Annotated in this window: 14 protein-coding genes and 2 pseudogenes; 3 read left to right on the forward strand and 13 right to left on the reverse strand. The window is 42.7% G+C overall.

What is annotated here, in order from left to right:
- Positions 1-64 precede the first annotated feature (64 nt).
- The 3 genes from C3420_RS06705 to C3420_RS06715 form a co-directional block, all read right to left on the reverse strand.
- A complete protein-coding gene (locus tag C3420_RS06705; RefSeq protein WP_103800047.1) occupies positions 65-1,303 on the reverse strand; it encodes a dihydroorotase in 1,239 nt (412 codons plus the stop codon).
- Positions 1,304-1,313: 10 nt separating this feature from the next.
- Positions 1,314-2,330 (reverse strand): aspartate carbamoyltransferase catalytic subunit, encoded by a 1,017-nt coding sequence (locus tag C3420_RS06710; RefSeq protein WP_004812299.1) that lies wholly within the window; start codon positions 2,328-2,330, stop codon positions 1,314-1,316.
- Between the two features lie 222 nt (positions 2,331-2,552).
- Entirely contained in the window at positions 2,553-2,879 is a 327-nt protein-coding gene (locus C3420_RS06715; RefSeq protein WP_008306560.1) for a hypothetical protein, read from the reverse strand.
- A 249-nt stretch (positions 2,880-3,128) separates the two neighbouring features.
- Here C3420_RS06715 and rlmKL point away from each other — a divergent pair, with 249 nt between their 5' ends.
- A complete protein-coding gene (gene rlmKL / locus C3420_RS06720) occupies positions 3,129-5,333 on the forward strand; it encodes a bifunctional 23S rRNA (guanine(2069)-N(7))-methyltransferase RlmK/23S rRNA (guanine(2445)-N(2))-methyltransferase RlmL (protein WP_103800046.1) in 2,205 nt (734 codons plus the stop codon).
- Positions 5,334-5,483: 150 nt separating this feature from the next.
- Here rlmKL and clpB read toward each other — a convergent pair whose 3' ends face one another.
- From clpB to crp, 3 genes are all read right to left on the reverse strand, one after another.
- A complete protein-coding gene (gene clpB / locus C3420_RS06725) occupies positions 5,484-8,063 on the reverse strand; it encodes an ATP-dependent chaperone ClpB (RefSeq protein ID WP_103800045.1) in 2,580 nt (859 codons plus the stop codon).
- Between the two features lie 250 nt (positions 8,064-8,313).
- Positions 8,314-9,363, reverse strand: coding sequence for an NADP(H)-dependent aldo-keto reductase (locus C3420_RS06730; protein WP_103800044.1), 1,050 nt, complete (start codon positions 9,361-9,363; stop codon positions 8,314-8,316).
- A 181-nt stretch (positions 9,364-9,544) separates the two neighbouring features.
- Positions 9,545-10,249, reverse strand: coding sequence for a cAMP-activated global transcriptional regulator CRP (gene crp, locus C3420_RS06735; RefSeq protein WP_004812290.1), 705 nt, complete (start codon positions 10,247-10,249; stop codon positions 9,545-9,547).
- A gap of 147 nt (positions 10,250-10,396) precedes the next feature.
- On the opposite strand from crp, the gene C3420_RS06740 reads away from it, so the two are divergent.
- Complete coding sequence (locus tag C3420_RS06740; protein WP_076753344.1) at positions 10,397-10,819, forward strand: OsmC family protein; 423 nt, start codon at positions 10,397-10,399, stop codon at positions 10,817-10,819.
- A gap of 78 nt (positions 10,820-10,897) precedes the next feature.
- Here C3420_RS06740 and C3420_RS06745 read toward each other — a convergent pair whose 3' ends face one another.
- From C3420_RS06745 to C3420_RS06755, 3 genes are all read right to left on the reverse strand, one after another.
- Positions 10,898-11,938, reverse strand: coding sequence for a metallophosphoesterase (locus C3420_RS06745; protein WP_103800043.1), 1,041 nt, complete (start codon positions 11,936-11,938; stop codon positions 10,898-10,900).
- A gap of 305 nt (positions 11,939-12,243) precedes the next feature.
- Positions 12,244-14,481, reverse strand: coding sequence for an NADP-dependent isocitrate dehydrogenase (locus tag C3420_RS06750; RefSeq protein WP_004894125.1), 2,238 nt, complete (start codon positions 14,479-14,481; stop codon positions 12,244-12,246).
- A 988-nt stretch (positions 14,482-15,469) separates the two neighbouring features.
- Positions 15,470-16,123 (reverse strand): YitT family protein, encoded by a 654-nt coding sequence (locus C3420_RS06755; RefSeq protein WP_004812282.1) that lies wholly within the window; start codon positions 16,121-16,123, stop codon positions 15,470-15,472.
- Positions 16,124-16,546: 423 nt separating this feature from the next.
- Here C3420_RS06755 and C3420_RS06760 point away from each other — a divergent pair, with 423 nt between their 5' ends.
- Positions 16,547-16,738 (forward strand): hypothetical protein, encoded by a 192-nt coding sequence (locus C3420_RS06760; RefSeq protein WP_103800042.1) that lies wholly within the window; start codon positions 16,547-16,549, stop codon positions 16,736-16,738.
- Between the two features lie 193 nt (positions 16,739-16,931).
- Here C3420_RS06760 and C3420_RS06765 read toward each other — a convergent pair whose 3' ends face one another.
- The 4 genes and pseudogenes from C3420_RS06765 to C3420_RS06780 form a co-directional block, all read right to left on the reverse strand.
- Complete coding sequence (locus C3420_RS06765) at positions 16,932-17,663, reverse strand: ABC transporter ATP-binding protein (protein WP_103800041.1); 732 nt, start codon at positions 17,661-17,663, stop codon at positions 16,932-16,934.
- Positions 17,656-18,880 (reverse strand): annotated as a pseudogene (locus tag C3420_RS06770) (ABC transporter permease). The gene C3420_RS06765 and the pseudogene C3420_RS06770 overlap by 8 nt, the downstream one beginning before the upstream one ends.
- A pseudogene (locus C3420_RS06775) lies at positions 18,877-20,100 on the reverse strand (efflux RND transporter periplasmic adaptor subunit). The pseudogenes C3420_RS06770 and C3420_RS06775 overlap by 4 nt, the downstream one beginning before the upstream one ends.
- 313 nt (positions 20,101-20,413) lie before the next feature.
- The gene (locus tag C3420_RS06780; RefSeq protein ID WP_103800040.1) at positions 20,414-22,141 is read right to left on the reverse strand and encodes an NAD-dependent malic enzyme; all 1,728 of its coding nucleotides are present in this window, start codon (positions 22,139-22,141) and stop codon (positions 20,414-20,416) included.
- Positions 22,142-22,384 lie beyond the last annotated feature (243 nt).

Genomic DNA, 22,384 nt, shown 5'->3' on the forward strand with positions numbered 1-22,384 from the left:
TATGTTTACCAAAATAAAAAAAGCCAGCCGAAGCTGACTTTAATAAAAACAATCAGGAACTGATTTATGCTGGCACAAAGCTTTGTAAAACTTTTCCTTTAACCTTTTGATTGATCAATGGTGTATTTTTACCTTGTGACACAATGCTCTCTTTCGTCAAAGTCCATTCCATTTCAGGATCAAGCAGTACCCAACCTGCCTCATTCATCCAGCGCTCTTGCATTTTAGCGACCTTGGCAGGTGCAATCGTCACTTTCTCTACCCATTCCAATGGACTAAACAGACCTTCTTTGATCAGTTGCAAGCCAAATGGAAGGAAGGTATCAAATGCAGTAAAGCCAGGCTGAGTTTCTGCAAACGGCGCCATTTTTGCAGAGCTGCTGAGTGGTTCGTGATGGGTACAGATCGCATCAATCACTCCAGATTTCACGCCTTGACGCAGTAACTCTTTATCTGATTCAGAACGTAATGGTGGACGAACATGAGCCAGTGAGTTAAAGCCGTCAATCAGTGCATCAGTTAAATGTAACTGATGCATCGCCACATCACATGTTACTGGGAGACCTTTTTCTTTGGCAATGCGGATCAGCTCAACCGAAGCACCACAAGATAACAAACCAAAGTGTGCATGCACTTTAGTCGCTTCAATCATCAGCAGATATTTAGCAATCGCGACAGTCTCTGCCAGTGCAGGAATCATTGGTAAACCTTGACGTGATGCAATAAAACCCTCATGCACACAGCCGTCTTTGGCAATTTGCGGTTCTTCGGCATAGAACACTACAGTCAGGTTAAGACCTGCTGCATATTCTAGGGTACGCAGGACCACATCATCATTGGCAAACGGCGCGCTAGCATTGGATACAGCACTACAACCACCTTTTTTCAGACCCGCCATATTTGCGGGCTGTTGTCCATTTAAACCTTGTGTCTGCGCACCAATCACTTCCAGATAGATGCCGCCATCCAGCATGGCTTTTTCAACCAGACCATGAATCAAGGCACCATTGTCCTGCACGATTGGCTTTGAATCTGGTGGTGTAAACACATGCAGAATACCGTTTTCACGTGCTGCCTTGCCTTCAGATTTCAAGGTACCATGCTGTTGCTGACCTGGCTCACGTAAACGTGCACACAGATCGACCATAGTAGGCATCAGCCATTTACCTTGACCATTAATCGTTTCTGACACGTTTGCAGTTTCGGCAATACGTTTACCATTTTGCAGATAAACTGTTTCGACTGAATCAGTGTTTGCAATTGGGTCTAGAACTCGAACATTCTCAATTTTAACAATAGACATGACTTATTCCTTATACCGCAATCGCTTCAATCAAACCTTGTTCCTGGAGCTGGCCCTGCATTGAAAGTGCCAACACCGCCATACGTACTGCAATCCCGTTGGTCACCTGATTCAGAATCACTGACTGTGGACCATCTGCGATACTGGAATCAATCTCTACACCACGGTTCATTGGACCCGGATGCATCACGATACAATCGGGTTTCGCCATGGCCAGACGTTCTTTGTTTAGACCGTACATTTTGTAGAATTCAGCCTGTGAAGATAGCGCCGGTGAATCAATCCGCTCGTTCTGAATACGTAAGGTAATGATCACGTCGCAGTCTTTGATGCCGTCTTCCATATTATTGAACAAACGAACTTCTGGACCGTAATCATCGAAGCCATAAGGAAGTAAAGTATTGGGTGCAATAACACGAATATCTTTACAGCCCAAGGTTTGCAAAGCTGCGACATCCGAACGCGCTACACGTGAGTGCTTGATATCACCGATAATCGCAATTGAAATATCTTCAAAATTCTTTTTGGTCTCACGGCGAATCGTGAGCATATCTAACATGGCTTGGGTTGGATGGGCATGACGGCCATCCCCCGCATTAATGATAGCCAGATTCGGACAAACATCTTTGGCAATAAAATGCGCTGCACCAGAAGATGAATGACGTACCACGAAAATGTCCGCTGCCATTGCTTCAAGGTTCCACAAGGTATCACGCAGCGTTTCACCTTTAGAGGTACTTGAACGTGCGATATCAATATTAAGAACGTTAGCAGAAAGGCGCTTTGCAGCTGCTTCAAAAGTGGTACGAGTACGGGTAGAGTTTTCGAAGAAGAGGTTCATTACCGTTCGCCCTTCGAGCAAATTATTGGTAATGAGCTGATTTTGGTCATTAAAAAAGGACGCCGCAGTGTCCAGTATTTTTGTAAGAGTTTCTTTAGAAAGACCTTCGATAGTCAAGAAGTGTTTTAGATTGCCTTCTTTATTGAGTTGAATCTGGCTCGGTGTATGCAATGCAGCCAAGTGCATGAGAGATTCCTTATACGTTAAGTCAACGTATTATACAGAGATTCACTTCTGTTCGCACTTGGGAAATCGGCTACTTGTACAAAAACCGACTTGATAATAAAAATTGATTTTGAAATTCCTATGTATTTTTTCAATAAGATAATTTAACCTTTTTCTCAGATTGCTGTTTTTGCATGCAAAAAATGAGTGCATCAGTCTGGACCATCTACACTCATAACCAGCTTAGCGCAATGCGCCAATATAACGATGGGCAACTTGAGCGCGATGAATATCTTCTTGTGTCGGTTCCACAACAATCAAGTCATCCTGAACATGCTGAGTTGTATCTGTTAGAGATTCATCCTGATCCATAGACAGATCGAAAACCTGTCTTAATTTTTCTACCAGTCGTGATAACTCCTCATCTTGAGTTGCTATAGCCAGCTCAATCACATGCTTTGCATAGTCTTTATTTTCAGACAGATAGATTGCATCAATTACACGACCGGAAACGCGTCTTAAACGCGCATAAATTAAAGTTGCAATTGAAAAGCTATCCCCATTTACCATTTTAAACTCCCAATTATTTTAAAAAATGAGACTGTAACCCCTCCCCAGTGGTTACAGTCTCATTTTGTATAAGGAGCAATTTCCATACCAATTTGATTCACTTATCATGTATTTAATATTTATTTCATTGTAGCGCACTTGTTCAGGTGAAATTTCAAAGCCAATCGAAACAATTTCAAAAGCTTTAAAAGGCAAAATACGGTAAACTGAGCGCAGTTTTTATTTATTCTTTTCCGGTCTCTCTATTTTATGAATACCTCTTCACGTTTAAGCAATTATTGGGTCACCTGTGCCGATGGTCTGGAAACCTTATTAGAAGAAGAAATCAAAGGTTTAGGTGTTCAGGATATTGAACGTTTCCCGGGGCGTCTGACCTTTAAAGGTACACTGGAAAATGCGTACCGCATCTGTATGTGGTCGCGTCTGGCTTCACGTGTCCTGATGCCAATCCACACACATGAAATTGAATTCTCCCATGATGCGCGTGATGTGGCTGAAGAGCTTTATGAAGGTGCAATCAGCTTTGACTGGTCACTAATTTTTGCACCACAAAGTACCTTCGCAATTCGTCTGCATGTCGAACGTGATATCAAGGTCAATACCCAGTTTGCGACTTTGCGTGCTAAAGATGGTGTCGTGGATTCCTTTATGGAAGCCGTGGGTAAACGTCCAAGTATTGATACCAAACAGCCAGAAATCACCATGTATATTCTGGCTGGTAAAAAAGCTCATACCTACTGCCTGGACCTTTCTGGTGATTCGCTGCATAAACGTGGCTATCGTCGCTTTATGACTGAAGCACCAATCAAGGAAAACCTGGCAGCAGCGATCCTGCAAAAAGGTGGCCTGAAAGACATCAACCCGGATATCGTGGTTGATCCTATGTGTGGTTCAGGTACCTTTATTATTGAATCTTTAATGATTCTGACTGATCGTGCACCAGGCCTGGTACGTCGTTTCGGCTTTAACGGCTGGAATGGTCATGATCATGAATTGTGGATGGGTATTAAAGCCGAAGCTGCTGAACGTCATAAAGCTGCGCTGGAAAATCCATTACCAAAATTTTATGCCTTCGATGCTGACTGGGAAGCGGTAAAAGCCACCAAGCAAAATATCATTGCGGCAGGTTTTGAATCAGCGCTTGACCAGATTATGATCGAAGAACGTACCTTAAATGACTGGCCTGATTTCCAGGCTGAAGGCAAGAAAGTATTCTTCGTGACCAACCCGCCTTATGGTGAACGTTTAGGTGACAAGGCTTCTAACCGTGCGTTGTACTTAGGTTTGTCTAATCTGCTGCAAAAAAATTTCCCGAATCAAAAAGCAGCAGTGATTGCCTCCCAAGTTGAACAGGCAGATGTCTTGGCGTTCAATGATCCGCAAATTCTACGCCTGATGAACGGTAAATTACCGATCTATATTCGTTTCGGTACAGTTAAACCGGCTGCAGTGGTACGTCCATTCCTGGAAAGCTGGCAGCCACAGCAATTCGAGCCAATCGAAGGTGCTATGGAATTTGCCAACCGTCTGACCAAGAATATGCAAACTCTGAAAAAATGGGCGGTGAAAGAAAATATTCACTGTCTACGTTTGTATGATGCAGACTTACCTGATTTTAATATCGCAGTAGACCTGTATGGTGAGCGTCTGCACGTTCAGGAATATGCCCCACCGAAAAAAATTGATCCTGAAAAAGCTAAAAAACGTTTTAACCTGGCTTTGCAGGCGATTCGTGCTGTGACGGGTTTAGGTCGTGATGCGATCTTTATCAAGACCCGTGCTCGTCAGGAAGGCAAAAACCAGTACACCAAACAAAGCACGGCGTCTAAACGTTTTATCGTGCAGGAAGGTCAGGCCAAGATTCTGGTCAACCTGACCGATTATCTGGATACGGGCCTGTTCCTGGATCACCGTCAGATGCGTTTACGCATTGCCCGTGAAGCTAAAGGCAAGCATTTCCTGAATCTGTATAGCTATACCTCTACGGCAAGTTTACATGCAGCACTGGGTGGTGCAGCCAGTACGACGAGCGTGGATTTGTCCAATACCTATTTGAACTGGTCGAAAGAAAACTTTGTATTAAATGGTTTAACCGTTGACCATGCAGATGAACAACATCAATTCTTCGCAAGTGACTGTTTTGAGTGGCTGAAAGAAGGTCATGAGCAATATGAACTAATCTTTATCGATCCACCAACATTCTCTAACTCGAAGAAATTCTACGGTACTTTTGACGTACAACGTGACCATTTGTCTTTGATTAAACGTGCCATGAACCGTTTAACCACTGAAGGTACACTCTACTTCTCAAATAATTATCGTGGCTTTGAAATGGATGCAGAAATCTTGGCATTCTTTGATGTGGAAGAAATCACCCATGAAACCATCGGCCCTGATTTCAAGCGTAATCAGAAGATTCACCGTGCATGGAAAATCACTCATCCAAAAATGTAATTTGATAATGAATTAATTTCTTTCATCAGGATTTACACCCTCTTTCTTTTTCTCGCAGATGGAGAAATGAAAAGTAGTGCGATGAAAGCAGTAAGTACCATAAAGAAAAACCCAGCCTAGGCTGGGTTTTTCTTTTCCGATCAGTTTAGATTAGTTGAGCTTCATTTTCTCGAAGACCAGTTCACCATTTTCAGCGCTAACCACAATGGTATCGCCCGGATTGAATTTTCCTTCAAGAATGTTTTGCGCCAGGCCATTTTCTATACGTTGCTGAATCGCACGTTTCAATGGACGCGCACCATATAGAGGATCAAAGCCTACATCGATCAACTGGTCAAAAGCACTGTCTTCCACGGATAAGCGCAAGTCGCGCTCTGCCAGACGTTGACGTAAACGGTTCAACTGGATATCAGCAATACCACGAATCTGGGCTTTTTCCAGTGAATGGAACACCACAATCTCATCGATACGATTAATGAATTCAGGACGGAAGTGTTCCGACACTGCATTCATCACTACACTACGTACCTCATCTCGGGTTGCACCACCACCCAGTTCACGCACATCACTTGAACCCAAGTTAGAAGTCATCACGATCACGGTATTTTTAAAGTCCACCACACGGCCTTGTGAATCCGTTAAGCGGCCATCATCCAGTACTTGCAGCAAGATGTTAAATACATCCGGATGCGCTTTCTCAACTTCATCAAACAGCACCACGCTATAGGGTTTACGACGTACCGCTTCAGTTAGCACACCCCCTTCTTCATAACCGACATAGCCCGGAGGCGCACCAACCAGACGGCTGACAGAATGTTTTTCCATAAATTCCGACATATCGATACGGATCATTGCATCATCACTGTCAAACAGGAAGTTCGCCAAAGCTTTGGTCAACTCAGTCTTACCCACCCCGGTTGGACCCAAGAACAGGAATGAACCACTTGGACGGTTTGGATCAGACAATCCGGCACGAGAACGACGGACTGCATTCGACACTGCCACGACAGCTTCTTCCTGACCGACGACACGTTTATGCAGGAATTCTTCCATATGTAGCAGTTTGTCACGCTCACCTTGCAGCATTTTTGCCACTGGAATACCAGTTGCAGCACTGACCACTTCAGCAATCTCATTGTCAGTGACTTTGTCACGCAATAGTTTTGGTGCTTCACTTTCTTCAGCTGCTTCAATACGTTCCAGTTGCTTCTGTAACTCAGGAATCACGCCATACTGATAACGTGCCGCTTCTGCCAGATCACCCTCACGCTGCGCTTTTTCTAGCGCAATACGGGCTTGATCCAGCTTCACCTGAATGTCTTTATTGCCTGCAACCAGCGCTTTGTCTGCACGCCAGATTTCTTCCAGTTCGCTATACTCTTTCTCAACTGTAGCAATCTGATCTTCCAGATATTTCACTTCAGACTTGGCACCGGAATCTTCATCTTTTTTCACCGCTTCCAGCTGCATTTTCAGCTGAATTAAACGGCGTTCAAGTTTATCCAAAGCTTCTGGCTTAGAGTCCAGCTCCATTTTGATACGAGATGCTGCTTCATCAATCAGGTCAATCGCTTTGTCTGGCAATTGACGGTCAGTGATGTAGCGATGTGACATTTTCGCCGCAGCGATAATCGCAGAATCCAGAATCTGTACACCATGGTGAGTCGCATAACGATCTTTCAGACCACGCAAAATTGCAATGGTATCTTCTACACTTGGTTCATCCACCAATACTTTTTGGAAACGACGTTCCAAAGCTGCATCTTTTTCGATGTACTGGCGGTATTCATCCAGGGTCGTTGCACCCACACAACGCAGCTCACCACGTGCCAATGCTGGTTTCAGCATATTACCGGCATCCATGGCACCATCGCCCTTACCTGCGCCCACCAAGGTATGCAGCTCGTCGATGAACAGAATAATTTCGCCTTCATGTTTGGCCAGGTCTTTCAGAACAGCTTTTAGACGTTCTTCAAATTCGCCACGGTATTTGGCACCAGCCAGCAATGAACCTAAATCCAGTGACAGAACGCGTTTACCTTTCAGACCTTCTGGAACTTCACCATTCACGATACGCTGTGCCAGACCTTCTACAATCGCAGTTTTACCGACACCAGGCTCACCGATCAGTACCGGGTTATTTTTGGTACGGCGTGACAAGACCTGAATGGTACGGCGAATTTCATCATCACGACCAATCACTGGATCCAGCTTGCCTTGTAATGCGCGTTCAGTCAGGTCAATGGTGTATTTATTTAAAGAGTCACGCTGATCTTCATGATTATTGCTCATGACTTTTTCATTGCCTCGAATTTGATGAATGACTTGTTTTAAGGTCTCGGCTTTAACACCTACTTCACTTAAAAGTAATTTGGTTTTGCCTGTTTCCGCTAATGCTAACAATACCCAGTCAGTAGAAAGGAATTCATCCCCTGCTTTTTGGGCAAAACTATCTGCCAGATGCAGAACTTTCGCTGCTTCAGGACTAAGGTTAATATCGCCGGTGGACTGGCTTAAAGTCGGTGCATTACTCAGCGCGGTTTGCAGTTTAGTCTGCAAATCACGTAAGTTCGCACCTGCCTGTTGCAGCAGACTGATATTGGATGATTCATCTAACAACGTTGCCAGAATGTGAATACCGTCGATAGAAGCATGGTCCTTACCCATTGCCAAGGATTGTGCATCTGAAAGGGTTTGCTGCAGGCGATTTGTAAATTTTTCAAAGCGCATTATTGTTCTTCCTCACAACAAATTTTTAACTTAATTCATATATGGGAGCACGCACATAAATTTCAAATAAATTTATATATATTTTTCAAAAACTTAAAATAAATATCAGGCAGTCTTTAATAATAATATTGGTATAGTCAAATCATATTTCAAGTGAACAAAGAAGAATTTTTATTCAGCCACAAACTTAATCATGTGAAATAAAAAAAGCCTTTATCAATAAAGGCTTTTCCGGAATAAATTATAAAAATTATGGTGCCGGATTCGGCTGCTGACGATGAATCGCTTCAATGCCTTTCAGTACTTGCTCAGACAGGTTGACTTCAAAAGCCTGAATATTTTCTTTTAGCTGATCCAGATTAGTTGCACCAATAATCGTGCTGGTTACAAAGAACTGCTGTTTAATAAATGCCAATGCCAATTGAGTCAGGGTCAGACCATGCTGCTCTGCCAGTTGTGCATATTGCTCCACTGCCCATTCACTTTCCGGATTGCTATAACGGCTAAAACGCGAGAATAAGGTGACACGAGCCTTGGCTGGACGTGCGCCATTGCGGAATTTACCCGTCAGATATCCGAATGCCAGTGGTGAATATGCTAGCAAGCCAACACCTTCGTATTTGGCAATTTCTGACATACCGATTTCATAAGTACGATTCAGCAGGTTATATGGATTCTGGACGCTGACAAATTTTGATAATCCCAGTTTCTCGGCCAGATGCAGGAACTTCATCGTCCCCCATGGGGTCTCATTCGACAGACCGATATAACGGATACGGCCATTTTTAATTTCATATTGCAAGGCGGTCAGGGTTTCTTCGAGATCCGTCACTGCACGGTCTTCGGCCGCTTCAGCATTGCCATAACCGAGTTTACCAAAGAAATTCGTTGGGCGTTGCGGCCAGTGCAACTGGTATAAGTCGATATAATCGGTTTGCAGACGTGACAATGACTGGTCTATGGCCGCTGAAATTTCATCTGCCCCAAAACGGGTCTGTCCATCACGGATATGACTACCACCTTGTGATGGACCAGCGATTTTGGATGCTAAAAACAGTTTGTCACGACCGCCACGTGATGCAATCCAGTTCCCGATAATGCGTTCTGTCGCACCTTGAGTTTCCAGTTTTGGCGGTACCGGGTACATTTCTGCGGTATCCCAGAAATACAGTCCTTGATCCAGTGCATAATCGAGCTGCTCAAAAGCTTCTTCCTGGGTATTTTGTTCACCAAAGGTCATGGTGCCTAAACAGATTTCTGGAAGTAAAATGCCGGTATCTGCTAGTGGTTTGAATTGCATGAATAATTCCCTGTCTATTCTAGGTTTGACTTATCATAATAAAGTACACCTAGAGTATAGAAGGAAAGCGACGGGCTGAAATCATCTTTTCTAAGAAGTTTGTTCTTATTTGTGATGTTGGATTTTCCGCAGCTATAAAAAAAGCAAACCCGAAGGTTTGCCCTTTTCTCAAAATTGCAGCTTATTCTTCTGAATCATCTTCAGTCGGTACTTCGTTCTGTTCAAGTGAGGCATCAAAGATCAGAATTGCTTTACCATCTGTTTCGATCATGCCTTGCTCTTCAAGGGTTTTCAGTACGCGACCGACCATTTCACGAGAACAACCTACAATACGGCCAATTTCCTGACGGGTAATACGGATCTGACGGCCATTTGGTAAGATCATCGCTTCAGGCTGAGCTGAAAGATCAATCAGACAACGTGCGATACGACCAGAAACATCAATAAATGCCAGGTCAGTTACTTTACGTGTCGTATTCTTCAGACGGCGAACCAGTTGGGCAAAGACCGCATAACTCAAGTCAGGATATTGTTTGCTCAGTTCATGGAAGTTTTCGTAGCTAATCTCTGCAATTTCACAAACGTCACGCGTACGCACTTCTGCAGTACGTTGTGGATTTGCTTCGAATAAGCCCATTTCCCCAAAAAAGTCACCCGCGTTCAAATATGCCACGACAATTTCACGCTCATCATCTTCACGAAGAATGATCGATACAGACCCCTTCAGAATCAAATATAAAGATTTAGATTCTGTTCCTGCATCAACGATCGTTGTACGTTTTGGGTAACGGTTGATATATGCACGTTTTAATAATGCCTTCACGGATTCTGGCAATTGTCCCGGAGAAAGTGCATCTGTGCTTAATTGTGAAAAGTTTGAAGTCATGCTAGCAGTTCCAAATAAGGATAATTTTTAGATCGCACAAGACCTAATGTGAACTTGTCACACAGTGGGAATGAAATTCCTTATCAACCCAATTTATGTTAGTGTACAGTTACTTCGTAAATTTATAGCTTTTTTTAGGTAGTTGCAATGCAAACAAGCGTTCATTGGTTAGAGAATGTTGCTTTTGAAGCAAAAACGCAAAGTGGTCACAGTATCGTCATGGACGGATCGCCAGAATACGGTGGTGAGAACCGTGGTCCTCGCCCAATGGAACTTCTATTAACCGGTTTGGGTGGTTGTGCTTCGTTTGATATTGTCACCATTTTAAAGAAAGCGCGTCAGGACATTACTGATGTTCGCTGTGAGCTCAATGCAGAACGTGCCGACGCGATTCCTGCAGTATTTACGAAGATTCACCTGCATTTTGTGGTGACAGGTAAAGGCATTAAAGAGAAACAAGTGGCTAAGGCTGTCGAGCTTTCTGCCGAAAAATACTGCTCAGCCAGCAAAATGCTGTCTGATGGCGGTGTGGAAATTACGCACGATTTTGAAATTATTGAAGCTGAATAATCTGGCTGATCTAGTTATAAAAGCGGTCCCTCAGACCGCTTTTTCTTTATCTGTTCTTTGATATCAGACCAACACCATTTAGACAGATTGAGAGGTCGAATAAGTCGAACCATCCTCAAAAATCACCTGCTTTTCAGGCCATCTAAGAGCCGCTAATTTGCTTGAAAATTCTCGTTGCTGCTGCCGATCCAGATAGCGTTTCCCGACTGAATAATCCACACAGAACACATTTTGCTTATGCCCAAACCACTGTAGCGGATCAATCTGCTGAAACAGGCCAGCTTTCACTTCAGCCAAGTCAAATTTACGCCAGTAATGACCAATAATGACGGGAATATCCTCCTGATAATCCTCCCACCAAGGCAGACGGTCTTTCATACGCCATTTGCCGCTGGCATAAATGGGCTTATCTGTCATATATTCGGCACCAGAGGTCAATACTTTGATTGGATTATACATCTGCTCAATCCATTCCTTTTGTGCCAGATATTTCAGCCAGGGAATATCGCTATTCGGATCAGTGAGCGCTTCACGAAACTGCTCTGCTTCTTGGCATGCCTGTTCTGTAATACCTGCATCATTAATGTGTTGCTGGGTCTGCTGGACAAAATGTTCATAGGCTTCAAGTAAATGCAGCTTGTCCAGTGCTTTTAGTTGTTGAATGGAGTGTGTATCCCAGCAGGCATGCACAACCCGAATTTGATCTGATTCCAGTGCAATGGGTAAAGTTTGCAGAAATTGTAGAATCCACTGCTGGTCTTCTGGCGTAGCAGGTACAGAGTAAAAAGATTTATGGTCATCCATATGGGGTGAGCCAAAATACCAGCCATTGCCTTCACGATAGGATTGATTTAGCAGGTTCAGCTCATGGTTGCCCAGCACGCAGTAGGCATGGCCCCGCTCCATTAGAATCTTCACTTGCTGAATTACCGCGACGCTGTTTTGCCCACGGTCACAAAGATCACCCACAAAGATCAGCTTACGCTGTTCTGGATGCTCACCTTTAAGATTATAGCCCATGACATGTAAGAGACTGTTTAAGGCGTCGATCTCACCATGAATATCACCCACAATGTCGAACCGATCTCCCTGAATAGGCTGGATGAACTGATATGACATTCAGACACCTCCTCGACATTTGAGTCCTGCAATTACTCAGACTGAGTATTAATCTAATTCTTTCAATATATTCATTATATTGTCTATACCTTTAATCGGGTGTTCAAGCTAAATTTTTGGGGCGTTCAAAACGAACCATCTTCTTATCTATATGAAATGGCTGTTTATTCATTTCACCTATAGCTCTAAAGGCTGATGCTTCGTCAATAAAGCATCCCTTTAGTTTTCATCATGAAATAAAAACCGGTGCCTAAGCACCGGTTTTTATTTCAGTTCACTAAGCTGATAGTCAGTGCAGCTTCTAATTAAGCCTGTAGTGATTCAATGATCTGGTTTAATGTCGCACTTGGACGCATTACAGCATTTACTTTCGCAGGATCAACTGCGTAGTAACCACCGATGTCTACAGTTTTACCTTGAACAGTATTCAGTTCTTCAACGATTTTCGCTTCGTTTTCAGCCAAGGCTTGTGCGATAGGCGCGAATTTCGCTTTCAATTCTGCATCTTGGTCTTGTGTGGCAAGCTCTTCAGCCCAGAATTTAGCCAGGTAGAAGTGGCTACCACGGTTGTCTAACTCGCCAGTACGACGTGATGGAGACTTGTCATTGTCAAGCAATTTACCAGTCGCAGCATCAAGTGTGTTTGCAAGTAGTTTCGCACGCGGATTATTTTCTTTAATGCCCATTTCTTCTAGAGAAACAGCAAGTGCCAGGAACTCGCCTAGAGAATCCCAACGTAAGTGGTTTTCTTCTACCAGCTGTTGTACATGCTTAGGTGCAGAACCGCCCGCACCAGTTTCGTACATGCCGCCACCCGCCATTAATGGCACGATAGAAAGCATTTTCGCAGAAGTACCCAGTTCCATGATTGGGAACAAGTCAGTCAGGTAGTCACGCAGGATGTTACCCGTTACTGAAATAGTATCCAGGCCACGAGCAACACGTTCAAGCGTATAACGCATCGCACGTACTTGAGACATGATCTGGATGTCTAGACCGTCAGTGTCATGATCTTTCAAGTAAGTTTGAACTTTCTTGATCAGTTCGTTTTCGTGTGGACGGTACGGGTCAAGCCAGAAGATTGCAGGCATGCCAGAGTTACGTGCACGCGTTACAGCAAGTTTTACCCAGTCGCGGATCGGTGCATCTTTCACCTGACACATACGCCAGATATCGCCTTCTTCCACGTTTTGAGACATCAACACTTCACCTGTTTCAAGGTCGGTGATGTTCGCAATACCTGCTTCAGGAATTTCGAAAGTCTTGTCGTGTGAACCGTATTCTTCAGCTTTTTGTGCCATCAAACCAACGTTAGGTACAGTACCCATTGTACGTGGATCGAAGTTACCATTCCATTTACAGAAATTGATCATTTCCTGGTAAATACGCGCGAAAGTAGACTCAGGCATTACCGCTTTACAGTCATAAGGTTTGCCGTCAGCACCCCACATTTTGCCACCACCACGAATCATTGCAGGCATAGAAGCATCTACAATTACGTCGTTTGGAGAATGGAAGTTAGTGATACCTTTCGCAGAATCAACCATTGCAAGCGCTGGACGGTGTTCTTGACAAGCGTGTAAGTCACGGATGATTTCTTCACGTAAAGAAGTCGGAAGTGTTTCAATCTTTTCGTAAAGTCCAGCCATACCGTTGTTTACGTTAATGCCTAGCTCATCAAACAGTTTACCGTGTTTCTCAAACGCTTCTTTGTAGTAAATGCGCACACAGTGACCGAATACGATCGGGTGTGACACTTTCATCATGGTCGCTTTAACGTGTAGAGAGAACAGGATGCCTGCTTCTTTACAGTCATCTAATTCTTTTTCATAGAAGTCACAAAGCGCTTTTTTGCTCATGAACATGGAGTCAATGATTTCGCCGTCTTGAAGCGCAACTTTTGGCTTAAGAACAATGGTTTCACCAGACTTAGTGATCAATTCCATTTTCACGTTACGTGCGCGATCTAAAGTCATCGACTTTTCACCGTGGTAGAAGTCACCTTCATCCATATGTGAAACGTGAGTTTGTGACCACTGTTTCCACTCGCTCATAGAGTGCGGGTGTTTTTTCGCGTAGTTTTTAACGGCAGTTGGGGCACGACGGTCAGAGTTACCTTCACGTAATACCGGGTTTACAGCAGAACCGAGGCATTTACCGAAACGTGCTTTAAGTGCTTTTTCTTCTTCAGTAGTTGGGTTTTCTGGGTAATCAGGAATTGCATAGCCCTTAGACTGAAGCTCTTTAATACATGCTGTTAACTGAGCTACAGAAGCACTGATATTAGGTAGTTTAATAATATTTGTGCTTGGATCTTGTGTAAGACGGCCTAGCTCAGCAAGGTTGTCAGCTACTTTCTGTTCTTCAGTCAGGTAGTCTGAGAATTCTGCGAGCACGCGTGCTGCAACAGAGATGTCAGTTTTGACAATCTCAACGCCAGCAGGCTTAGTAAAGGTCTCAATGATCGGCAGTAGCGAGTAGGTCGCCAACAATGGCGCCTCGTCGGTCAGTGTGTAAATGATTGTTGACTTTCCACCAGCCATATATAGCCCCTTGCGTTTGATAGAGTTTTGAGGATCAAGCTTTTGACTCAGACCCTGTGAACCGATATGTTTGCATTAAACCTTGAGAGTATCGTATCTCCTTGCTTTACAGTCAACGAAATATCATTTCAAGTTGTGATTTTGCTGAAAAATTATACAATTTGTTGCAATTTTCTATTGATTATAATCCAATCAATTTCCTTATCTTTCATATACAAAAAATCTATTATTCTTATTCTGCCTATTTTTAAAGAATATTTAGCAGTTTTTCTAATATATAGTTTTTTTAGAGCTGATAAGTTCTAATGAATCCTTAGGTTTACTCAGGTTATTCACCGTATAGAAAATAGCTTTTTTATAAATACCTTTACTTTAAAAAGCCAAATAGACTATTCACCATCATCATTTTTAGCCCTATTTCAGGGCAATCAAAGTTTTTAACTATTAAAAGAGACAAAAAAACGATGAACAGATTTGTTCAGTGTTGGACTTAATGACAGACTACTTGAAACATCTTGGTCAATTTAAACAAAATCTGAATATGGTAGTGAAAATGATGATTTTACTGTTTTTAATTTTATTCTGATTATAGTGTTTTAGATGAATAAATCGGCAAATTTAAGCTAAAAAATATACTTTTTTATTTATCAGTAATCTACTCCAGGATTGTAATTTTGAGATGTTCATAAGGGGTGTTGCTCTACTTTTAACACAATAAATTATTGTAGATATTTGTTATAAAAAAGCCTTCAGCTATAAAACTGAAGGCGGAAAGAAGTCACGTAAAAGAAAGTCATTTAGATAGCAAATTAAAGTAATTCAATTAAAGTTAATATAGTTAGCTATCAGTACACATCCTAGCGATCATGTTCTGATGGACGTGGTTTGATTCAATATTAAAGAGCAACAGGCCTTGTTGTTTATTGCTCTTTTCTAGATTTATGAATCAGTATTAATGCTTAGGTTATTTTCCAATCCTGTCTTTTATTTAATGCCCTTTATAGCGTCCCGGTCGATGATTGATCGCCAGAAAACTTCCCATAATCACTGCTGCCAGAATTGACCAGAGCACTTTATCAAATGGCACAATCCAGAGTGCAAGTAGCACCACCATACAGTCAATTACCATCTGTACATTGCCTGCTTTCATACCCCACTTTTCCTGTGCATATAGGGAAATGATAGTTGCACCACCAAGACTGGATTTATGTCGGGCCAAGAACAGCACACCGGTTCCCATCAGAAAGCCACCTGCAATCGCGGCAAAAGCTGGATGCAAATAATCAATATGCAAGTACCGAGGTGCAATAAAGGTAATCAGTGAGAGTAAAGCGACAGAAATAAAAGTCTTAAGCGTAAATTCCCTGCCAATATATTTCCAGGCAAACCAGTAAAAAGGAATATTGATCACAAAATAAATCAGACTGAAAGACCAGCCTGTAGCATAATGCAGCACAAAAGCAAGCCCTGCGGTACTGCCGGTCAATAAACCCGCCTGAGCAAACATGGTCATACAGATACTGACAAACAGAGAACCTGAAAATAAGGCCTGTAGGTCTTCAAACGCAGTATGTTTTCTGGTCTCCTGCGGTGTAGGACGACGCGTCGGGTAAATCACCCGAGGATTAGATTGAATTGCCATATACGCTAACCTTTAAAACTCTTTTTCGCTTGTGGCGAAGCCGAGGGTTTAATTTAAGCTCTGCACTTCTGGCACAGAACCTGACGGTATGTTGTTATTGCAATTTACTTGCCAGCAACAGGCACCAAAACTGATTTTTATATGAAATTTATCATTCTCTATGTCATAAGATATTTGGCACTAGGCTTAGATTAATACATTGATCTGTCCAGGAGAAAAAGAAATTGTGAACTAATGCTTCTAAACAAGTATTAACATTTATAAAGCACTTATTAGGATTATTAGCGAGTTATTAAAATCCCTTACATCGGCAACAATTTTTTAAATCAGCCGAGTTATAAATACAACAGACTTGGGAGGTTCGGTTTTTATAATAGAAAGAACATCCAATAACGTGATTCATGAAGAAGTAGGTAAACTCTTATGGCAAATCCAGATGAAAACAAAGAACTTGAGGAAGCATTGAACGAAGAATTTCCTGAGGAGGAATTAGACCCGCAAGAAAAGCAGGATCTGGAAATTCAACGTGGTCAATTAGGTGTGGATAAAGATCCCCAAATCAAACGCGACCAGATCCGTCAAAGACATGAGGATGAAGAAGATGAGAATCCCTAGCTAATCATCTTTATAGTATTGCAGGCGTTTAGCATTATATTTGGCTTGAACTACCCTACCCCCTGAAAAATCCTGAAAATACAGATCTGTCCCTCTGCTTTGGATACTTTTTGAAAAACCCATCATATTGTAGAACATGAGCGACATGATCAAAATCAGAATAGTCTAGGGCTTATAATGATAAGTAAATGATTCATTCCTTCGGTTCTTTCTCAACCCTTTGCGCTCTGGTATCACTTTGAATCAGGCCATCGACCAGATTGATGGTACGATCACAGGTGGCTGATAAACGCGGATCATGGGTGACTAAAAGTACGGCACAATCCCGTTCCTGATGCACCTTACGAAATAGCGCAAACATTTCTTCCGCAGTTTGTGTATCCAGATTTCCAGTGGGTTCATCCGCCAGCAATAAAGCTGTATTGGTAATTAATGCACGAGCAATCGCAACACGCTGTTGCTGTCCACCAGACAGCTCATTCGGTTTACGATCAGCAAACTTTTCCAGTCCAACTGCTGCCAGTAATTCACGTGCCTGATCAATTGACTGTTGATCGGGTCTCCCGTGAGTCAACACTAATGGCATTAAAATATTATTGAGGGCAGTAAATGCCTGAATCAGATGGTGAAACTGGAAAACAAAGCCAATACTGTTGCCTCGTAGTGCAGCCCGTTCTGTATCTGTCATTTTACTGGTCGGCTGACCAAGCAGATATAATTCACCACTGCTCGGCTGATCCAGCAAGCCCAGAATATTCAATAAGGTACTTTTTCCGGAACCTGAAGGACCAATCAGCGCAGCAAAATCCTGACGTTCAATACACAGGTCAATACCGTGCAAAACTTCCACTTCATTTGGCTGACCGATGTTATAGGATTTTCGCAGCGCCTCTAAACGCAAAACTTCCCGAAACTGCTCAGACATGACGTATAGCCTCCACTGGGTCCAAGGCTGCTGCACGACGTGCTTGGTATAGCGGCTGCCAGTACACCGGTCAAAGTTGCCAATAACAGCGCGAGAAGTACCAGTTCAATAGGTACCGGAATATAAAACAGACCTGGACCAAAATTATTAAAAATCCATACCAGACCATAACTGGCAGAGCTTCCAATTGCCGAACCGATAAGCCCAAAAATCGCCCCCTGAAACAGGAATACTCTTAAAATTTGTGTTTGGGTTGCACCAGTCGCTCGTAAGATTCCAATTTCCCGGGTTCGTTGCACCACGCTAACTGACATGACACCGGCAATACCAAAAGCGACTGAAACGGCGACGAAAATAATAATCATATTGGTCGAGAGACTTTGTGAGGAAATCGCATTCATCAACTGCGCATTGGTTTCAATCCAGCTTTCAGCCTGCAAAGACGTCAGGCGTCCTACCTGATCCGCAATCTGGTCTGCCTGAAAAAGGTCCGTTACCCGCAGATCAATTACCGTCACCCCACCCGGCAACAGCAACAAAGACTGTGCCTGTTTCAAATCCAGATAGATATAGCGTGCATCCAGCTCACGCACCCCTAACTCAAAAATCCCGGCAATATTTACCAAGGTACTTTCTTGCTGCCCGGTATCCAGCCGTAATTTACTCCCTACCTGCACACCAAGATCTTTAGCCAATTCACTGCCAATCACGACATCATCCGCACCAATCCTTAACTGACCACTCTGTAAGTATTCTTTTAAAGGAATAATCTGCTGATAACGTTCCAGATCAATCCCAACCAGTGCAACAGATTCGATCGCATCCCCACGCTGGACCAGAGCCGGTCCAGAAACAACAGGTGATACTGCAGTCAGAACGGGCAATTGATCCAGTGTCGTTACAATTTGCTGCCAGTTATTGATGGAACGTAAGCGTTGCGCACGTTTATCTTCCAATACAAGCTGAATAATACCTTCTTTGGTCGGTGCGACCTGATTGACTTCATCTGGAGACAATAAACGGATATGTGCTTGGGTCCCTAAAGTCCGGTCAATCAGATTGGATTGTAGACCTTGAATCAATGCTGTAATAAATACAATCACAGCCACGCCTACTGCAACTCCGACAGTGATCATGATGGATTGTGATCGGCCTTCACGTAAGAAATTGACCGCAATTGTCCATTCGGTCCATAGCCGTCCGAAAAAGTTTTTCAATCGAGTTTCACCGGTATTTCGTTTTTAGTATTGCTTTGATTGGCAGGATTTTCAGTTAGGATATTTTGCGGTTTTATCCACACTCGTGCGCCATTTTCTAAAGAAGCGTCCGGATTAGCCAGTACCTGATCCCCTTCCTTCAAACCTGAAATTACTTCAGCACGATCCAGACCACGCAAGCCTAATGTGACTTGTTGACGTTGAACCTTACCATTGCGTACCAGTAGTACCGTCGCTTTATCTCCTTTGAGACCGGTAAGCGCATCATTAGGTATGGCTAAAGCTCGCTCGCGACGACCCGTTTCGACATTGACTGAAACCGTCATATCCTGACGTAGAAAATCAGGTACCGGATCTACAGTAAGTTTAAGCTCAACTGTGCCACGTTGCGGATCGATACTTGGGGCAATAAAGCTAATCCATGCAGGGAAAGTGTACTCCGGATAGGCATCAGTAATCACCGTTGCTTTTTGCTGTAACGCCAATCGCGATAAATTACGTTCATCCAATGGAACGCGAATTTCAGTATTGCCATTAATGGCAATAGTAAATAAGGTCTGTCCCGGCTGAACCAGATCACCCGGCTCTACATCGCGAGTCAGTACTGTGCCTGCGACCGTTGCACGAATTTTGGTTTTGTCCAGTTGAGCCTGAGTAACTGCAAGCTGCTCGCGCAATGAGGCTTCTTCAACCTGTCCTTGTGCCAATGCAGCTGCCTTGAGTCGTGCGGTTTCAAAATTATTGCGTGCGACCCTTTCCGCTTCGACAGCCTGTTCAATTTCTTCAGCTGAAAGAATACCTGGTTCGGCATTACGTCGACGGTTGGCTTCACGGCTGGCCTGCTCAAGTTGAGCTTTGGCGGAGGCTAACTCCGCTGCGGCCTGTGGACGTCGGCTTGTAGCCAATTCGGCCAATGCAACTTCTGCCTGACGCACCTGGGCAGCCAATTCATCTGATTTCAGTACGACCAGCAGATCGCCTGGTTTAACTTGATCACCTTCCTGAACGCGTCGTTCCAACACAACACCAGCAAGCTCACTGCCAATGTCAGCACGGGATACCGTTGCCACACGTCCTGTTGCTACCACATTTTGTACTAATGGCATCGCCTTTAAGGTATAGCTCGGCAGTTCCGGTCCTTTCCATCAGCGAAAAAGTACAAAACCCACGATTAAGATCAGTAATATAACAATCAGAATTTTATAGCGGGCAGCACGCACATGGACATCTCCGAGGATTTTTAACTGCATATTCAATTAAAAAGGTATAGAAGTATTTAGTTGTTTCGTAATCTTTAATTTATAACAAGTTTTTATGATGATTTCATATACCAGTTTATTCAACATTCTTTAATAGTTTCAATTAAACTGTAAAATTATTCCTTTTGAATCCGCCTAGATTCATTTTTGTATCAGATGTTATAAATCAAGAAAATATTACTCATGAAGATCATCGGCTTAGGTACTCAAAAAAGGGTTTATAAGCATATTACTTATAAACCCTTGCGCCTAGATCCTGTGATCTGATCACCTATTAAAATGTAACCCGCTCATATCGACGATATTCAGGCTTCCAGAAATTCGCTTCAATTGCTTCTTTCAACGTTTCTATAGTTGCCTGAGGTGCCACCCCATCTTGTATTGCTGCTTGCGCAACTCTTAATGCAATCACCTTGGAAATCTGCTGAATCTGATCCAATTCAGGCAACAAATCCGCTTTCGGATCTTTCAATTTCGGTGAGCATTCAGCTAATGCATTGCTTGAGGCCATTAGCATATTATTGGTCACGCGCTTCGCTCCAGATGCAATTACACCTAATCCAATCCCAGGGAAAATATAGGAATTATTACATTGCGAAATGTTATAAATCTCCCCCTGATAATTGACGGGTGTAAATGGACTACCTGTGGCAATTAATGCTTTCCCATCTGTCCACTGGATAATATCTGAAGGAACCGCTTCCACTTTGGAAGTTGGATTAGACAATGGGAAAATAATCGGATGCTCACAGTGCTCAGCCATCGCTGTAATGACATCTTTACTGAATAAGCCCGGCTGTCCAGATACACCAATAAGAACTGTAGGTTTCACAAATTTCACTACATCAAGTAATGAAATCGTACTTTCCGCATCTGCCCATTTGGCGATATTTTTTGGATCCTGAGCTAATTTTAGCTGGAAATCTAAAAGATTTGGCTGATTTTCAGTAATCAGACCAAAACGATCTACCATGAAAACACGTTTACGTGCCTGAGCATCTGTTAATCCTTCCGCCACCATCTGGGCAACAATCTGCTCCGCAATACCACATCCCGCAGAACCTGCTCCGAGGAAAGCTACGGTTTGGTCTTTCAGTTGTTTATTAGAAGCATGTGATGCTGCAATCAGGCTACCCACTGCAACTGCAGCCGTCCCTTGAATATCATCATTGAAACAGCATGCTTGATCACGATATTTTTCTAATAGTGGCATCGCATGATGTTGAGCAAAATCTTCAAATTGAATCAGGACATTTGGCCATCTTTTTTGAACGGCATGAATGACCTGATCAACAAAATTGAAATACTCATCGCCACTAATACGCGGTTTACGCCAGCCCATATAGATCGGATCATTTAAGAGCTGTTGATTATTGGTTCCTACATCCAGCGTAATTGGCAATGTATAAGCCGGACTGATTCCCCCACATGCAGTATATAAGGCTAATTTTCCAATCGGAATGCCCATTCCTCCGATCCCTTGATCACCCAAACCTAAAATCCGCTCACCATCTGTAATCACCACGACTTTGACATTTCTACGATTAACGTTATGTAAAATCTGATCAATGCTCTCACGGTCAGCATAGGAAATAAATATCCCACGATGCCGGCGATAGATATCTGAAAAGCGCTGACATGCCTCGCCTACCGTTGGGGTATAAATGATGGGCATCATTTCACTTAAATGATTTTCAATTAAATGATAAAACAGCGTTTCATTGGTATCCTGAATGTTACGCAGGTAGATGTGCTTATTAATATCATCATTAAAAGAACAGTATTGCTGATAAGAACGCTGACTTTGTTCTTCAATAGACTCAATGACATGCGGGATAAGCCCATGTAAATTAAAACTCTTTCTTTCTTCTTCGGTAAAAGCAGAACCTTTGTTTAGAAGAGGCAGCTCAAGTAACGTATATCCTGCGTATGGCACATAAAGAGGACGTTTCTCTATCTGATTTTTAGTCACTTTACTTAACTCACTTCTGGACTTTGACATAACTCTCTAAAAATAGCTAAATAGTTCTATATTTTTATCTTATCGCTATTTCTAATATTTTAGATATTTTAATAATTAATACCAATAAGATGAGTATTTAGTAAATTAATGTCTTACAAAAAATATCAGCAAACAAATTATTTTTTTGCGAATATTTTAAAAGATTTTATGCTTTTTATTTTAAAATTAGAAAATATTATAAAAGGCACAAACTTATAAATCAATAAAATCAATCATATATAT

Origin of the sequence: Acinetobacter sp. ACNIH3 (genome assembly GCF_002918965.1) — a bacterium.
In the GTDB taxonomy this organism is placed as follows: domain Bacteria; phylum Pseudomonadota; class Gammaproteobacteria; order Pseudomonadales; family Moraxellaceae; genus Acinetobacter; species Acinetobacter schindleri.

Excerpts from the sequence above, each read along its gene's own strand:
- C3420_RS06780 (WP_103800040.1), bottom strand. The coding sequence starts at position 22,141 with ATGTCAAAGTCCAGAAGTGAGTTAAGTAAAGTGACTAAAAATCAGATA.
- C3420_RS06760 (WP_103800042.1), top strand. The coding sequence starts at position 16,547 with ATGGCAAATCCAGATGAAAACAAAGAACTTGAGGAAGCATTGAACGAA.
- clpB (WP_103800045.1), bottom strand. The coding sequence starts at position 8,063 with ATGCGCTTTGAAAAATTTACAAATCGCCTGCAGCAAACCCTTTCAGAT.
- C3420_RS06750 (WP_004894125.1), bottom strand. The coding sequence starts at position 14,481 with ATGGCTGGTGGAAAGTCAACAATCATTTACACACTGACCGACGAGGCG.
- C3420_RS06740 (WP_076753344.1), top strand. The coding sequence starts at position 10,397 with ATGCAAACAAGCGTTCATTGGTTAGAGAATGTTGCTTTTGAAGCAAAA.
- C3420_RS06730 (WP_103800044.1), bottom strand. The coding sequence starts at position 9,363 with ATGCAATTCAAACCACTAGCAGATACCGGCATTTTACTTCCAGAAATC.
- C3420_RS06715 (WP_008306560.1), bottom strand. The coding sequence starts at position 2,879 with ATGGTAAATGGGGATAGCTTTTCAATTGCAACTTTAATTTATGCGCGT.
- rlmKL (WP_103800046.1), top strand. The coding sequence starts at position 3,129 with ATGAATACCTCTTCACGTTTAAGCAATTATTGGGTCACCTGTGCCGAT.
- C3420_RS06765 (WP_103800041.1), bottom strand. The coding sequence starts at position 17,663 with ATGTCTGAGCAGTTTCGGGAAGTTTTGCGTTTAGAGGCGCTGCGAAAA.
- C3420_RS06705 (WP_103800047.1), bottom strand. The coding sequence starts at position 1,303 with ATGTCTATTGTTAAAATTGAGAATGTTCGAGTTCTAGACCCAATTGCA.
- C3420_RS06710 (WP_004812299.1), bottom strand. The coding sequence starts at position 2,330 with ATGCACTTGGCTGCATTGCATACACCGAGCCAGATTCAACTCAATAAA.
- C3420_RS06745 (WP_103800043.1), bottom strand. The coding sequence starts at position 11,938 with ATGTCATATCAGTTCATCCAGCCTATTCAGGGAGATCGGTTCGACATT.
- crp (WP_004812290.1), bottom strand. The coding sequence starts at position 10,249 with ATGACTTCAAACTTTTCACAATTAAGCACAGATGCACTTTCTCCGGGA.
- C3420_RS06755 (WP_004812282.1), bottom strand. The coding sequence starts at position 16,123 with ATGGCAATTCAATCTAATCCTCGGGTGATTTACCCGACGCGTCGTCCT.